At 74.5% G+C, this 14,164-nt stretch carries 12 protein-coding genes; 3 read left to right on the top strand and 9 right to left on the bottom strand.

Going from position 1 to position 14,164, the window contains the following annotated elements:
• Positions 1-47 precede the first annotated feature (47 nt).
• Positions 48-593: a flavin reductase family protein gene (locus tag C8046_RS00485; protein ID WP_109227804.1), complete on the top strand. Its 546-nt coding sequence runs from the start codon at positions 48-50 to the stop codon at positions 591-593.
• A 20-nt stretch (positions 594-613) separates the two neighbouring features.
• On the opposite strand, the gene proB is transcribed toward C8046_RS00485, so the two are convergent.
• From proB to rplU, 4 genes are all read right to left on the bottom strand, one after another.
• Complete coding sequence (proB, locus tag C8046_RS00480; protein WP_199224353.1) at positions 614-1,744, bottom strand: glutamate 5-kinase; 1,131 nt, start codon at positions 1,742-1,744, stop codon at positions 614-616.
• A gap of 5 nt (positions 1,745-1,749) precedes the next feature.
• On the bottom strand, positions 1,750-3,264 hold the full coding sequence (obgE, locus tag C8046_RS00475) for a GTPase ObgE (RefSeq protein ID WP_109227802.1): 1,515 nt from the start codon (positions 3,262-3,264) through the stop codon (positions 1,750-1,752).
• A gap of 95 nt (positions 3,265-3,359) precedes the next feature.
• On the bottom strand, positions 3,360-3,608 hold the full coding sequence (gene rpmA / locus C8046_RS00470; RefSeq protein WP_109227801.1) for a 50S ribosomal protein L27: 249 nt from the start codon (positions 3,606-3,608) through the stop codon (positions 3,360-3,362).
• A gap of 35 nt (positions 3,609-3,643) precedes the next feature.
• Positions 3,644-3,952 carry a 50S ribosomal protein L21 gene (gene rplU, locus C8046_RS00465; RefSeq protein ID WP_199224352.1) on the bottom strand — a complete coding sequence of 103 codons (309 nt, stop codon included), beginning with the start codon at positions 3,950-3,952 and terminating at the stop codon, positions 3,644-3,646.
• Positions 3,953-4,178: 226 nt separating this feature from the next.
• Here rplU and C8046_RS00460 point away from each other — a divergent pair, with 226 nt between their 5' ends.
• The gene (locus C8046_RS00460; protein ID WP_109227800.1) at positions 4,179-6,161 is read left to right on the top strand and encodes a hypothetical protein; all 1,983 of its coding nucleotides are present in this window, start codon (positions 4,179-4,181) and stop codon (positions 6,159-6,161) included.
• 72 nt (positions 6,162-6,233) lie between these two features.
• On the opposite strand, the gene C8046_RS00455 is transcribed toward C8046_RS00460, so the two are convergent.
• Complete coding sequence (locus tag C8046_RS00455) at positions 6,234-9,431, bottom strand: Rne/Rng family ribonuclease (protein WP_109227799.1); 3,198 nt, start codon at positions 9,429-9,431, stop codon at positions 6,234-6,236.
• A gap of 393 nt (positions 9,432-9,824) precedes the next feature.
• On the opposite strand from C8046_RS00455, the gene C8046_RS00450 reads away from it, so the two are divergent.
• Entirely contained in the window at positions 9,825-11,495 is a 1,671-nt protein-coding gene (locus tag C8046_RS00450; RefSeq protein ID WP_109227798.1) for a GAF domain-containing sensor histidine kinase, read from the top strand.
• Between the two features lie 33 nt (positions 11,496-11,528).
• Here C8046_RS00450 and C8046_RS00445 read toward each other — a convergent pair whose 3' ends face one another.
• The 4 genes from C8046_RS00445 to rpmF form a co-directional block, all read right to left on the bottom strand.
• Positions 11,529-12,143 (bottom strand): response regulator, encoded by a 615-nt coding sequence (locus C8046_RS00445; protein WP_109227797.1) that lies wholly within the window; start codon positions 12,141-12,143, stop codon positions 11,529-11,531.
• Between the two features lie 93 nt (positions 12,144-12,236).
• Positions 12,237-13,151 (bottom strand): bifunctional DNA-formamidopyrimidine glycosylase/DNA-(apurinic or apyrimidinic site) lyase, encoded by a 915-nt coding sequence (mutM, locus tag C8046_RS00440; protein WP_109227796.1) that lies wholly within the window; start codon positions 13,149-13,151, stop codon positions 12,237-12,239.
• A gap of 1 nt (position 13,152) precedes the next feature.
• Complete coding sequence (gene rnc, locus C8046_RS00435; RefSeq protein WP_109227795.1) at positions 13,153-13,890, bottom strand: ribonuclease III; 738 nt, start codon at positions 13,888-13,890, stop codon at positions 13,153-13,155.
• Between the two features lie 5 nt (positions 13,891-13,895).
• Complete coding sequence (gene rpmF, locus C8046_RS00430) at positions 13,896-14,084, bottom strand: 50S ribosomal protein L32 (RefSeq protein WP_109227794.1); 189 nt, start codon at positions 14,082-14,084, stop codon at positions 13,896-13,898.
• Positions 14,085-14,164 lie beyond the last annotated feature (80 nt).

The following is a 14,164-nucleotide window of genomic DNA, read 5'->3' as shown; positions in this document are numbered from 1 at the left end:
CGGGACGCACCCCGACGCTCGGCCGGTGACGGACGTAGGTTCGGAGCGTGACCGCACCGCACCCCACCTCCCTCGACGCCGCCGCCGTCCCGTCCCCGCGGGCGTTCAAGGACCTGTTCCGCCACCACCCGGCGGGCGTCGCGATCGTCACGCTGGTCGGTCCCGACGGCGCCCCGGTCGGCTTCACGGCGACCTCCGTGATCTCGGTCTCGGCCTCGCCGGCGGTGCTCGCCTTCTCGATCACCGGGGTGTCCTCCTCCTGGCCGGCCCTGCGCGAGGCGCACTCCGCCGTCGTGAGCTTCCTCGCCCACGACCAGGCCGACCTCTCGGTCCGGTTCGCCACCCCGGGGATCGACCGGTTCACCGACACGCCGCTGGAGTGGCTGCCGACCGGTGAGCCGCGGCTGGCGCAGGTGACGTCGTGGGCCCGCGTGGAGATCGCCGAGCGGATCCCCGCCGGCTCCAGCTTCCTGGTGACGGCGGACGTGACGCACGTGCACGAGGAGACGCCGCACGCCCAGGTCGAGCAGCCGCGCCTGGTCTACGTCGACCGCACCTACCACCGCACGGGCGGTCACTCGCAGGTCGGCTGACCCGCGCGCGGGCCGAGGCCTCAGCGCCGGGCCACCACGACCAGGTCGTCGCGGTGCACGACGGCGCGGTCCCGGCCGTCGCCGAACTCCTCGCGCTGCTGGGAGGACGTGAGACCGAACCGCTCGGGCAGCTCCTCGCTCGAGTAGGCCACGAGACCGCGGGCCACGACCACGCCGTCGGTGCTCGCCAGCTCCACGGGGTCCCCGGCCTCGAAGGCACCCTCGACCCCGACCACCCCGGCCGCGAGCAGCGACCGCTTGCCGTGCGTGATGGCGCGGACGGCACCGTCGTCCAGCACCAGTCGCCCCCGCGTGTGGGCGGCGTGGGCCAGCCACAGCCGGCGGGTGCGCGGGCGCGCGTGCGTCGCCTCGAACCACGTGCCGACGTCCTGCCCGGACAGGGCCCGGCCGACGTCGTGGGCGGCCGCGACGAGCGTCGGGATCCCCGCGCCGGTGGCGGTGAGCGCGGCGTCGACCTTCGTCGTCATGCCGCCGGTGCCCACGCCGCTCCCGCGACCGGTCACCACGACGCCCTCGAGGTCGGCGGGCGAGGTCACGCGGGCGATCCGGCGCGACGTCGGGAGCTTCGGGTGGCCGTCGTAGAGGCCGTCGACGTCGGTCAGCAGCACGAGCGCGTCGGCCTGCACCACGTGCGCCACGAGCGCCGCGAGCCGGTCGTTGTCGCCGAACCGGATCTCGTCCGTCGCGACGGCGTCGTTCTCGTTGACGACGGGGACGGTGCCGAGCGCGAGGAGGCGCTCGAGCGCGCGCTGCGCGTTCTTGTACTGGCCGCGTCGGATGACGTCCTCGGCCGTCAGGAGCACCTGCGCGACCGTCAGCCCGTGGGCCGCGAAGGCCCGCGTGTAGTGGGCGACGAGCAGCCCCTGGCCCACGCTGGCGGCCGCCTGCTGCGTCGCGAGGTCACGCGGGCGGGACGCCAGCCCGAGCGGGGTGATGCCGGCGGCGATCGCACCGGAGGAGACCAGCACCACCTGGGTGCCGTCCGCGCGCCGGGCGGCGAGCGCGTCGGCCACCGCGGTCACGGCCGCCGGGTTCAGCGCTCCCCCGCCGTCGGTCAGCGACGACGACCCGATCTTCACCACGATCCGGCGCGCGACCTGCAGCGCACCGCGTCCCAGCGGCAGACTCACCGTGCTCACTCCCCCGAGCTGGTCCAGAGACCCTCGTCGCGGTCGCGGCGCAGCTGCTCGCGCGCGGCGGTCTTGCCATCCATGCGCGCCTTGTACTGCTCGAGACGCTCGGGCGTGGTGCGACGGCGGTCGCCCTCCAGCCGCGGGTCGAACCCGCGCGGTGCCAGGAGCTCGGCGCCGGTCATGGCGGTGGGCTCCCAGTCGAAGATCACGCCGCCGTCGATCTTGCCGATGACGACCGTGCTCCCCGGCACGGCGCCGGCCTTGGCCAGCGCCTGCTCGATGCCGATGCGGTTGAGCCGGTCGGCGAGGTAGCCGACGGCCTCGTCGTTGGTGAACGACGTCTGGCGCACCCAGCGCTCGGGCTTGTCGCCGCGGATCTGGAAGACCTCGCCGTCGGGCGTGTTGACCTTCTCGACGGTGAAGCCGGCGTCGCCGTGGGCCCGGGGCCGCAGCACGACGGGGGCCGGGGCGGGCTCGGGCTCGGCGGCCCGCGCCTCGCGCACGATGGCGCCGAGCGCGAACGTGAGCTCGCGCAGACCCTCGTGCGAGGCGCTGGAGACCTCGAACACGCGGAACCCGCGCGCCTCGAGGTCGGGCCGCACGAAGTCAGCGAGCTCGCGTGCCTCGGGCACGTCGACCTTGTGCAGGACGACGAGCTGCGGGCGGTCGAGGATCGGCACCCGGCCGCCGGCGATCTCGAGGTCGGGGGCGTAGGCGGCGAGCTCGCCGAGGATGACGTCGAGGTCGGTGACGGGGTCGCGGCGCTGCTCGAGGGTGGCGCAGTCGAGCACGTGCACGAGCACGGCGCAGCGCTCGATGTGGCGCAGGAACTCCAGGCCGAGGCCCTTGCCCTCGCTCGCGCCGGGGATCAGACCGGGCACGTCGGCGACGGTGTAGCGCTCCTCGCCGGCCTGCACGACGCCGAGGTTCGGCACCAGGGTCGTGAACGGGTAGTCGGCGATCTTCGGCCGGGCCGCGCTCATCGCGGCGATGAGCGAGGACTTGCCGGCGCTCGGGAAGCCGACGAGGGCGACGTCGGCCACGGACTTCAGCTCGAGGACGATCTCGGCCTCGTCGCCGGGCTCTCCGAGCAGCGCGAAGCCGGGGGCCTTGCGCTTGGGCGAGGCGAGGGCGGCGTTGCCCAGCCCGCCCTGGCCGCCGCGGGCGATGGTGTAGGTCGCGCCGGCGCCGACGAGGTCGACGAGCACGGAGCCGTCGGGGTCGCGCACGACCGTTCCGTCGGGCACGCCGAGCACGATGTCGGTGCCGTTCTTGCCGTGGCGCATGTCGCCCTTGCCCTGGCCGCCGGACTCGGCGTGCCGGTGCGGGCGGTGGTGGTAGTCCAGCAGCGTCGTGATCTGCGGGTCGACGGCGAGGATCACGTCGCCGCCGTTGCCACCGTTGGCCCCGTCGGGACCACCCAGCGGCTTGAACTTCTCGCGACGGACGGAGGCGCAACCGTTCCCGCCGTCACCGCCGCTGACGTGCAGCACTACCCGATCGACGAACGAGACCACGACTACTCCTCAAGACATGCAAATGAAACGCCGCGAGGGGGCGTACCGCCTGTGCGGTACGCCCCCTCGCGGGAAGACAGGTTCGCCGGACTGGCTCAGGCGACGATGTCGATGACGCGACGACCGCGGCGCTGACCGAACTGGACAGCACCGGGCTGGAGAGCGAACAGCGTGTCGTCGCCACCGCGACCCACGCCCTCACCCGGGTGGAAGTGCGTGCCGCGCTGGCGGACGATGATCTCGCCGGCCTTGACGACCTGGCCACCGAACCGCTTGACACCCAGACGCTGAGCGTTGGAGTCGCGACCGTTGCGGGAGGAGCTTGCGCCCTTCTTGTGTGCCATGACGCACACTCCTTTCAGATAGGGAGCCTGAAGGCTCAGGCGATCGAGGTGACCTTGAAGCGGGTCAGGGGCTGACGGTGTCCCTGGCGCTTGCGGTAGCCGGTCTTGTTCTTGTACTTCATGATGACGATCTTCGGGCCCTTCTCGTCCCGAACGATCTCGGCGGAGACCTTGACCTTGGCCAGCTCCTTGGCCGCCGAGGTCACCTTCTCGCCGTCGACAAGGAGGATCGGGGTCAGCTCGATGGTGTCGCCGACACCTCCCTGAACCCGGTTGCCGACGACGATGTCACCGACGGCCACCTTCTCCTGACGGCCGCTCATCTTGACGATCGCGTAAACCACGTTGCATCTCTCCTCATCGGACTGCTGCACGTCAACCAGCGGGCGGACGGACCACCCGAGGGGAAAGCAGCAGCTTGGGCCTTCAGGCGCGCGCAGTCCCGCACACGCCGACAGTCAAGATTACGCACGCCGACGCCACGGGTCAAATGCACCACGCACCGTGCCTGCCGGACCCGCCGCACGACCGGCCCGCTCGGTCGTCGCCCCCTTGGGTACTGTGCCAGGGATGACTGCCACCGCCCCCACCTCGACCGCGCGCCGGTTCGCCGCCAGGGTCACCCGGCCGGCGACGGCACCGCTGCCCCCCGTCGAGCCCCGCGGCACGGTCGCCGGACCCGCGACCCGTCTCCTCGCCCTCGGGGGCGACCCCATCACGGCCGCCGTCGAGGCCGTGCGGACGGCCCTGCTCGCCGGCGCGGACGCCGTCGAGATCACGGCCGGCGTGGACGCCGACCTCAACGAGGCCTTCGTCTACGCGAACGAGCAGCTGGAGCTCGCGGCCCGGATGGTCGCCGACACCGTGATCTCCGACCTCCCCACCTTCGCCACCGTCGCCCAGCCCTTCCCGTTCGAGCCGCGCACCCCGCTCGGGGCCGCGGTCCTGGACGTGCCGCTCGCGTCCTCCACGGAGGTCGTCTACGGCCTGCGGGAGTCGATGCGCGCCACGCTGGGCGGCCTCGCGACGGCGGTGCGCACCCTGGGGTCCGTCCCGCGCCGCGGCGTCCCGGCCGTCGCCGTCGTGCCGTGGCTCGCGGAGGTCGCCCTGGCCGCGGCGCGCGTCGAACGCCTCGCGGACGTCGTCGTCGCCCACCTGCACGCCACGCGCCACCCCGGCACCCCCGAGCTGCCGGGGGTCGGCGGCGACGTCGAGCTCTACCCCGGGGGCCGCGCGGCGCCGCAGCGGCGCTGGGCCCTGCGCTCCCGGGTGCGCTTCACGCCCGGCCGCGTCGAGATCGTCTCGGCCGCCGGTCGGATCTCCGTCGGCCAGGGCAGCCCGATCGGCTCGCTCCTCTGGGTCGCGCCGCCCGTGACGGGCGAGGTCGAGTCCGTCTCGGCCCCCGAGGAGGGCTGGGCCGCGAATCTCGAGCAGGATCCGCTCGGCACCGTGCACGTGCTCGACTCCGCCGGACGCAGCCTGGTCGCGCTCACCGTCTCGGACTGGGCCAGCCAGGCCACGACCGTCGTCGACCAGGCGCTGGTCGACTCCACGGCGGGCGACCTCCCGCTCGGCGCCGCACGCGGCGTCTACGCACTGCAGTCGCTCGGCTTCACCCGAGGCGCGACGACGATCGGCGTCCCGCTGCTGCGCGGCGTCGCCCACCCGCCCGCCGCGGCCGACGGCCACGGGAGCGTCCGCGCCGGTGAGGACCGCCAGCCCTACCGCGGACGCGACCTGCTCGCCCCCCGCGTGGCGATCCGACGCCGTCAGCGCCGCCGCTGGTGGAACACCGACCTCGGTCCGGGGACGGCCGTCTCGGGCTGGCTGCGCCCCGCCGCGCCGTGGCTGCTCGCCGTCGCCCCGCTGGTCATCTGGCCGGGCGGTGGCCGCAACGCGTTCCAGGTCGGCGTCATGCTGCTCGCGCTCGTCGTCGTGGCGGAGCCGTGGCTCTCCTGGCTGCTGGCGCTGCTGCGCGACGCCGTCCCGCGACCGACCCGTCTCGCCGTCTACTCCCCCGCCGCCCCGGGGCGACCGCGGCTGTCCCTGACGGAGCGCTTCCTGGTCGTCCGCTCGGCCTCGGGGCACGAGACGTGGGTGCCCGGCCCGCAGGACGCCGACCTCGGGGTGACCCGACTGGTCCGGCTGCTCAGCTCGGACGTCGCCTGGGGGTTCGCGCTCTCGGACGCCCGCGGCCGGTGGCGCGCCGTCCTGCCCGCCGCCGAGTGGGCGCCCACGGGGCGGTACGAGGAGCTCGAGGCGTTCGCCCGGACGGCCCGGCTCGAGCTCGCCGAGCAGGAGGCGCCGCCGCTCCCCCGGCTGGCGCAGGAGAACGCCGTGCGCGGATCGCGCGGCGCCGCCGACAGGACCTTCGGCCCTCGTCCGCGGGCGCTGGTCATCCTCGGGCTCGTCTCCACCCCCGCGGCGCTGCTCACGCTCGCCGGCCCCGCCCGCTCGCAGTGGCTGGCGCTGACGACGCTCCTGCTCACCTACGGCGGCGCCGCCGTCATCAGCGTGCTCACGCACCGACGCCTGGGCCGCACGACGCCGTAGCGGGCCCGCCGCAGATGCGCGACGCCCCCGGCACCAGAAGGTGCCGGGGGCGTCGACGTTCGTGCGCGGGCGTCAGGCGGAGGGGGTGTCCTCGGTGGTCGCCTGCTCATCCTCGGCGGAGTCGTTCTCGGTGGCGTCGACATCGGCAGCGTCGGCCACCTCGACCGGCGCCTCGTCGAGGGTCGCGTCGTCCTCGACCGTCTCGACCTCGGCCTCGGCGACCGCCACGGCCTCGGCCACGTCGGCCGACGGCTCCGACCCGGCCTCGGCGGCGTCGTGCTCGTGGTCGTGGTCGTGAGCGTGCTGCGCCGCGGCGGCGATCTGGGCCAGCGTGGCCTTCACGGCCTCGCGGGCCGCCGGGTCCACCTCGACGGGCGGGGTGACCGGGGCAGGCGTCGTGACGGTGGGACGGCTCGCGCTGCGACCACGACCCCGACCACGACCGCGCGGTGCCTCGGTCTCCTCGACCTCGACCTCGTCCTCGACGTGCGCGTGCGGCTGGGAGGAGACCATGAAGCCCCGCCCGTGGCAGTGCTCGCACGGCGTGGAGAACGCCTCGACCAGGCCCTGGCCGACGCGCTTGCGCGTCATCTGCACGAGCCCGAGCGACGTGACCTCGGCGACCTGGTGGCGCGTGCGGTCACGACCGAGGCACTCGATGAGGCGACGGAGCACGAGGTCGCGGTTGGACTCGAGCACCATGTCGATGAAGTCGACGACGATGATGCCGCCGATGTCGCGCAGCCGGAGCTGGCGCACGATCTCCTCGGCCGCCTCGATGTTGTTCCGCGTCACGGTCTCCTCGAGCGTGCCACCCGAGCCCGTGAACTTGCCGGTGTTGACGTCGACGACCGTCATGGCCTCGGTGCGGTCGATGACGAGCGAGCCGCCGGACGGCAGCCAGACCTTGCGGTCCATGCCCTTGGCCAGCTGCTCGTCGATCCGCTTGGACGCGAAGACGTCCTCGGGGCCGGCCCAGTGGTGCAGGCGCTCGGCGAGGTCGGGGGCGACGGCGGCGACGTAGCCGGAGATCGTCTCCCACGCGCCGTTGCCGGCGACCGTGAGGGAGCTGAAGTCCTCGTTGAAGACGTCGCGGACGACGCGGAGCGCGAGCTCCGGCTCGCCCTTGAGGAGGGCGGGCGCCGAGACCTTCTTGCCGGCGGTGCGCGCGGAGATGTCCGCCCACTCGCCGGTGAGGCGCTCGACGTCGCGACGCAGCTCCTCCTCGCTGGCACCCTCGGCGGCGGTGCGCACGATGACGCCCTGGCCGGCGGGCACGATCTCCTTGAGGAGCTTCTTGAGTCGGGCGCGCTCGTTCTCGGGCAGCTTGCGCGAGATGCCGGTCATCGCGCCGCTCGGCACGAGGACGAGGTAGCGGCCGGCGAGCGTGATCTGCGACGTCAGGCGGGCACCCTTGTGACCGATCGGGTCCTTGGTCACCTGGACCAGGATCTGGTCGCCCGACTTCAGGGCCTGCTCGATGCGGCGCGGCTGACCGTCGAGGCCGGCGGCCTCCCAGTTGACCTCGCCGGCGTACAGGACGGCGTTCCGCCCCTTGCCGAGGTCGACGAAGGCGGCCTCCATGCTCGGGAGCACGTTCTGCACGCGGCCGAGGTAGACGTTGCCGACCATCGAGGTCTGCTTCTCCTGGGCGACGTAGTGCTCCACGAGCACCCCGTCCTCCATGACCGCGATCTGCATCATGCCGGCGCGCTCGCGCACCACCATGTCGCGCTGGACGCTCTCGCGGCGCGCGAGGAACTCGGCCTCGGTGATGATCTGGCGACGACGACCGGCGTCGCGGCCCTCGCGGCGGCGCAGGCGCTTGGCCTCCAGCCGCGTCGAACCCTTGAGCGCGGTGACCTCGTCGCGGGCCCGGGCCGGCGCCGGGGCGGCACCGTCGGACGCGCTGTCGCCGCGGCGTCCACGACGACGACGGCGGCGGCGCGACGAGCCGCTGCCGTCCTCGCCCCCGTCCGTGCCCTCGGGCTGCTCGGTGTCGTCATCGTCGTCGGACTCGGCCTCGCCGGCGCTCTCGCGCTCGGCGCCGTCGGTCTCGCCGTCGGCGTCCTCGGTCGCGGGGCGCTTGCGGCCGCGACCACCACGACGGCGACGGCGACGGGCCTGGTCGCGCTCGCCGTCGGTGCCCTCGGCACCCTCGTTCTCGTCGGACTCCTGGTCCTCGGCGCCGTCCTCGACCGGCTCGGCGACCTCGGTCTCCTCCTCGGGCTCGGCCTGCTCGACGGCGTCCGTGCGGCGACCGCCACGACGGCCGCTGCGGCGGCCACGACCGCGGGCGGAGGCGGGAGCGTCGGACTCGGGCTCGGGCTCGGCGTCGACGGCCGGCGCCTCGACGCTCGCCTCGGTGGTCTCCTCGGCGTCCTCCGTGCGACGGCGACGACGGCGGGCCGGGGCCGGGGGCTGGAACAGCAACGCGGTGGCGGGCAGACGCGGGGCGACCTCCTCGGTCGCCTCCTCGTCGCTCGCGGCGTCCTCGTCCTCGTCGAGCTCGTCGTCGGCGTCCACGGCGGCCGGCGCGGCCGGCGCAGCGGGGGCCGTGCCGAGCCCGAAGGCGGCGAGGACGTCGATGCGCTGCTCGGGGTCGCGCTCGGGGGCCGGTGCCACGCGGGTGGCGGAGAACGGGGAGACCGGGCTGAACGAGGTGGACTCGGCCGGCTCGTCGGCCGGGGCGGGCTCGTCGGCCTGGACGGTCTCGGTGGCCTGGGCGGTCTCGGCGGGCGCCTCCTCGGCGACGACCTTCTTCGCGCGGGACTTGCGGGGCTTCTTGACGGGGGCCGCGGGCTCGGCGTCGGCCGGGGTCGGCTCCGGGGCGGCCTCGGTCGCGACCTCGGCGGTCGGCTCGACGGGGGCCTTCGCGCGGGACTTGCGGGTGCGGGTCTTCGGCGCCGGCTCGGCGGCGGGCTCCTCGACCGCGGGAGCGGCGGGCTCAGCCGCCACGACCGGCTCGGCGGGCGCCTCGGCGGGCGTGACGACGGAGGCCGTGCTCGCCCGACGCGGGGCGCGCTTGCGGGTGGTCGGGGCCGCCGGCGGGACGTCGGCCGGAGCCGAGGTCTCGGCGGGGGCCTGCGCGGGGGCGGGCTCCGCCGCGGGGGCGGGCGGCGCGGCCGGAGCGGTCTCCGCCGCCGCGGCCTTCTCGTCGGGGGTGACGACGCCGCGGGTGGCGCGGCGCGGTGCGCGGCGCTTGGGCTTCTCGGCGGCGGGGGTCTCCCCGCTCACGGAGGTGGCGTTGCTGTCGTTGTCGAGTGCCATGTGAGGCTCCATGCCCACGAGGACCGCCACACCAGTCGGTGACCCGTGCACGTGTTGATCGGAACCGGGCGAGCAGCCCGGCACCGGAAGTCTTGTGTCGCCCCAGGTGGGACCGACGTCGTCTGCACGTCACCAGCGTCGCCGCACGACGCCGACGTGGCGGTGCGAGGCGGCCGAGGTGGGACGGAGCCGTCGTCGGACCGGTGGGAGGTGTGCCCCAACCGGCCTCGGCCAGTATCGCACAGGAGCCCCGCCCCGGGTGGCGACCCCCGCTGCGGCGCGCCGGGGCGGGGAGCCGTCGTGGCACCCTGAACTCGTGACGCCGCTCGATCCGTGCCCGCTGCGCCACGCCGTCGCGGCCGCCGCCGACGCCGTCCTCGAGATCGGATCCGCATGAGCACCCCCGTCACCCCGGCCCTGCTCACCACGCTGCTCGGGCTCGCCGGCCAGCTCGACGCCGAACGCGTGCTGGCGCAGCTCGTCGTCGACGCCGCCGAGCACACGGGCGCCACGTACGCGGCGCTCGGCGAGCTCGACGCCTACGGGGAGACGACGACGTTCGTCCAGCAGGGCATGCCGGCCGAGACCGAGCAGGCGCTCGGGCACCCGCCCCGCGGCACCGGCGTGCTCGGCGCGCTGCCCGACGAGGGCGTCCTGCTCCTGGACGACCTCACGACGCACCCCGCGTTCGGCGGCTTCCCGCCCGGCCACCCCATGATGCGCACGTTCCTCGGGGTGCCGGTCGTCGCGGGCAGCACGCTGCTGGGGCGGCTCTACCTCACCGAGAAGGCCGGGGGTTTCACCCGCGAGGACGTCGAGACGGTCCAGCTGCTGGCGGCCGCGGCCGCCGTCGCCATCAACAACGCCCACCTGTACCGCCAGTCCCAGGTGCGCGAGCGCTGGCTCGCCGTCTCGCAGGAGATCACCACGCAGCTCCTGGAGGGCTCGGACGAGGAGGACGTGCTCCAGCTCGTCGCGCACCGCATCCGCGAGGTCGCGGACGCCGACGGCGCCGCCATCGTCCTCCCCTCCCTCGACGACGCCTGGGTGGTGGAGATCGTCGACGGGCCCGGCACGCAGCGGCTCATCGGCGCGGTCCTGCCCGCGGGCGGACCCGCGGCGCAGACCGTGGCGTCGGGGACCGGCCTGCTGATCGACTCGATCTCGCGCGAGGCCCACCGCTTCGCCGAGCCCGCACGGATCTTCGAGCGGGCGCTGTACGCCCCGCTGCTCGCCGGCGCCGCGGAGTCGGAGGAGAGCGCGGCGGTCGGCGGCGTGCTCATCCTGTTCCGGCTGCCGGGCCGGGTGCCGTTCACCGAGGCGGACCTCGCCGTCGCGCACGACTTCGGCGCGCAGGCCGCCCTCGCCCTCAAGCTGGCCGCCGCCCGCCACGCCGAGGACGTCTCCTCCCTGCTCACGGAGCGCAACCGGATCGCGCGCGACCTGCACGACCTCGCCATCCAGCAGCTGTTCGCCACGGGCATGCGGCTCGAGCACGCCAAGGGGCTGCTGGCCGGGTCGCCCCGGCAGGAGGAGCTCCGCGGCGAGCTCGAGGACGCGATCGACGGCGTCGACGAGGGGGTCCGTCAGATCCGCGGCATCGTGCGCTCGCTGCGCGACCGGGACGAGCAGCTGCCGGTCCTGGAGCGCCTCGTGCGCGAGACGTCGCTGGCCCGCGCGAGCCTCGGCTTCGCGCCGTCCGTGCTCCTGCGCCTGGACGGCGTGCTGCTGGAGGCGGTGGACCCGGCGGGTGAGGAGTCCGTCGAGCTCGACGCCCGGCTCGGCGTGCGGCTGGGCGACGACGTCGTCGCCGTGGTCCGCGAGGGCCTGTCCAACGTGGCGCGTCACGCCCAGGCGACCGGCGCCCGGGTCGAGATCGAGGTCGCCGCGCGCACCGTCCGGGTGGCGGTCGTCGACGACGGTCGCGGGCCCGACCCTGCCTCGCACCGCCGCAGCGGGCTGGCCAACCTCACCGGTCGCGCCGAGGACCACGCCGGGAACGCGAAGCTCTCCCCCGGGCCCGACGGCGGCTCGGTGCTGGTGTGGGAGGCGTGGATCGGCTGACGCCGGCGCAGGGGTCGGGTGACGCCGCCGGGGTCAGGAGCGCCAGGTCGTCGTGTGCTGGCTCGCGACCCAGGCGATGACCTGGGTGCGGCGCGAGAGGCCGAGCTTGGCGAGCATCGAGGTGACGTGGTTCTTCACCGTCTTCTCGGCGAGCCCGAGCTGGTCGGCGATGTCGCGGTTCGTCATCCCCGTGGCGACCAGGTCGAGCACCTTCGTCTCGCTGGCCGTCAGCGACGCCGTCGGGTCGGGGTGCGCCTGCCGACGCCGCGTGAGGGTGCGCTCGTCCAGCAGGACCCGGCCGGCGGCGACGGCCCGCACGACGTCGACGATCTCCGCGCCGCGCACCGTCTTGAGCACGAACGCCCTGGCGCCCGCCTCGACGGCCATCGCGACGGCGTCGTCGTCGTCGAACGAGGTCAGCACGATGCAGCGGGTCTCGGGCGAGGACGTCGCCAGCGCGCGGATGACGTCGATGCCGGTCCCGTCGGGGAGCTGGAGGTCCACGAGTGCGACGGCGGGCTTGAGCAGACCACCCCGACGACCGGCGTCGGCGACCGTCCCGGCCTCGGCGACGACCTCGAGCCCCTCGGCGGCGGCGACGACGTCGGCGATGCCCCGACGGACGACCTCGTGGTCGTCGACGATCATGACGGATGTCGGTTGGCTCACGCCTGCGACAGTACCGGTCGAGCGATTCGTGGTCAGCCGGATCGGCGGCCGACCCTGGCGCGTGCTCGGGCCTCAGCGCACGCGCTGGCAGCGCGGGCAGAGGTGCGAGGAGCGGTTCGCGAACGCGAGGCGGACGATGCGGGCGCCGCAGCGCGGGCAGTCCCGCCCCTCCTGGCCGTAGACGGCCAGCGAGCGGTCGAAGTAGCCCGACGCTCCGTTGACGTTCACGTACAGCGCGTCGAACGACGTCCCACCCTGCACGAGCGCCGACCGCATCACCTCGGCCGCGCTGTCCAGCACGCGGCGCACGGTGACGGCGGCCATCTCGTTCAGCGCGCGCTCGGGGTGCACCCGGGCGCGCCAGAGGGCCTCGTCCGCGTAGATGTTCCCGACGCCGGAGACCAGGGTCTGGTCCAGCAGCGCACGTTTGATCGTCGTCCGGCGTGTGCGCAGGCGCCGCACGAGCGCGGGAACGTCGAGGGTCGGGTCGAGGAGGTCGCGTGCGATGTGGGCGACCTGCACGGGGAGCTCGGCGCCCGCCGTGCCCGCCCCCGCGTCGCCGCCGGGGCCTCCGTCCGCCGTCGGGACGAGCGCGTCCAGCGCGAGGTAGCCGAAGGTGCGCTGGTCGACGAAGTCGAGCACGCCGTCGTCCTCGAATGTCAGCCGCGCGGCGAGGTGGCGCGGCGTCTGCGGTGGCGGCTCGGAGCGCACGAGGAGCTGGCCGCTCATGCCGAGGTGGAAGAGGAGCGCGGAGCGGTGGGCGTGGTCGATCTGGTCGGGCCGTTCGAGCACGAGCCAGGCGAACTTGCCGCGACGGACCGCGGCGGTGGCGACGGCGCCGGGCAGCGAGCCGGTCAGGTGCGGGGCGCCGCCGAAGCTGCGGCGGACGGCGCGGCCGGACGGTGCCTCGACGGCGACGATCCGGCGGCCCACGACGTGGGACTCCAGCCCGGCGCGGACGGTCTCGACCTCGGGCAGCTCGGGCACGTCAGTCCGCGAGGGTCTCCGGGTCGGCGAGCGAGCCGAACGCCATCTCGGCCGCTCCCTGCTCCGCGTGCTTCTTGGCGGTCCCGGTGCCGTGACCGCGCTCGACGCCGGAGAGCATGACCGTGGCCGTGAAGACACGGGCGTGGTCGGGGCCGGTGTGCTCGACCTGGTAGACGGGCACACCGAGTCCGAGCGAGGCGGAGCGTTCCTGGAGGCTGGTCTTCCAGTCCAGGCCGGCGCCGGCACGCGCGGCGGAGGCGAGCAGGTCCGCCAGCAGCCGCAGCACCATCACGCGGGTGCGCTCGAGACCGACGGACAGGAAGGTCGCGCCGATGACGGCCTCGAGGGTGTCGGAGAGGATCGAGTCCTTCTCGCCGCCGCCGGAGTTGGCCTCACCGCGCCCCAGGAGCAGGACGGAGCCGAGGCCGAGCGGGCCGGCGACGGAGGCCAGCGCGCGCTGCGACACGCAGGCGGCGCGCATCTTCGCGAGGTCGCCCTCGGGAACGTCGGGGTGGTTCGTGAAGAGGTACTCCGTCACCACGACGCCGAGCACCGAGTCCCCGAGGAACTCGAGCCGCTCGTTCGTGGGGACACCACCGGCCTCGTGCGCGAACGACCGGTGGGTCAGCGCGAGCACGAGGAGCTCGGGGTCGATCTGCTCGCCGAGAGACGCGATCAGCGCCTCAAGACTGGCTTGAGGCGCTGATCGACCCCCTCGGGGGGCAGAGGATCTCGTCATGACGCTCAGGCGTCGGAGCGGATCGCCTCGGCGTAGGTGCGCTCACCGTAGGCGCCGCAGGACGGGCACGCCTGGTGCGAGAGGCGCGGGGCCTTGCACTTCTGGCAGGTGCTGAGCGTCGCCGGAGTCGCCTTCCACTGCGAACGGCGCGCACGGGTGTTGCTGCGCGACATCTTGCGCTTGGGAACAGCCACGGGAATTCCTCATTCCATCTCAGAGTCAAAGCCGCAGACGAGTCTACGGCATCGGGGGTGCGGATCCTGCCGGGTGGAAC

It is taken from the genome of Serinibacter arcticus, assembly GCF_003121705.1.
GTDB lineage: Bacteria > Actinomycetota > Actinomycetes > Actinomycetales > Beutenbergiaceae > Litorihabitans.
The sequence above is the reverse complement of the archived record's forward strand: the minus strand, read 5'-3'. Positions and strand labels throughout refer to the sequence as shown.

Excerpts from the sequence above, each read along its gene's own strand:
- rpmA (WP_109227801.1), bottom strand. The coding sequence starts at position 3,608 with ATGGCACACAAGAAGGGCGCAAGCTCCTCCCGCAACGGTCGCGACTCC.
- C8046_RS00460 (WP_109227800.1), top strand. The coding sequence starts at position 4,179 with ATGACTGCCACCGCCCCCACCTCGACCGCGCGCCGGTTCGCCGCCAGG.
- C8046_RS00455 (WP_109227799.1), bottom strand. The coding sequence starts at position 9,431 with ATGGCACTCGACAACGACAGCAACGCCACCTCCGTGAGCGGGGAGACC.
- C8046_RS00450 (WP_109227798.1), top strand. The coding sequence starts at position 9,825 with ATGAGCACCCCCGTCACCCCGGCCCTGCTCACCACGCTGCTCGGGCTC.
- C8046_RS00445 (WP_109227797.1), bottom strand. The coding sequence starts at position 12,143 with ATGATCGTCGACGACCACGAGGTCGTCCGTCGGGGCATCGCCGACGTC.
- rnc (WP_109227795.1), bottom strand. The coding sequence starts at position 13,890 with ATGACGAGATCCTCTGCCCCCCGAGGGGGTCGATCAGCGCCTCAAGCC.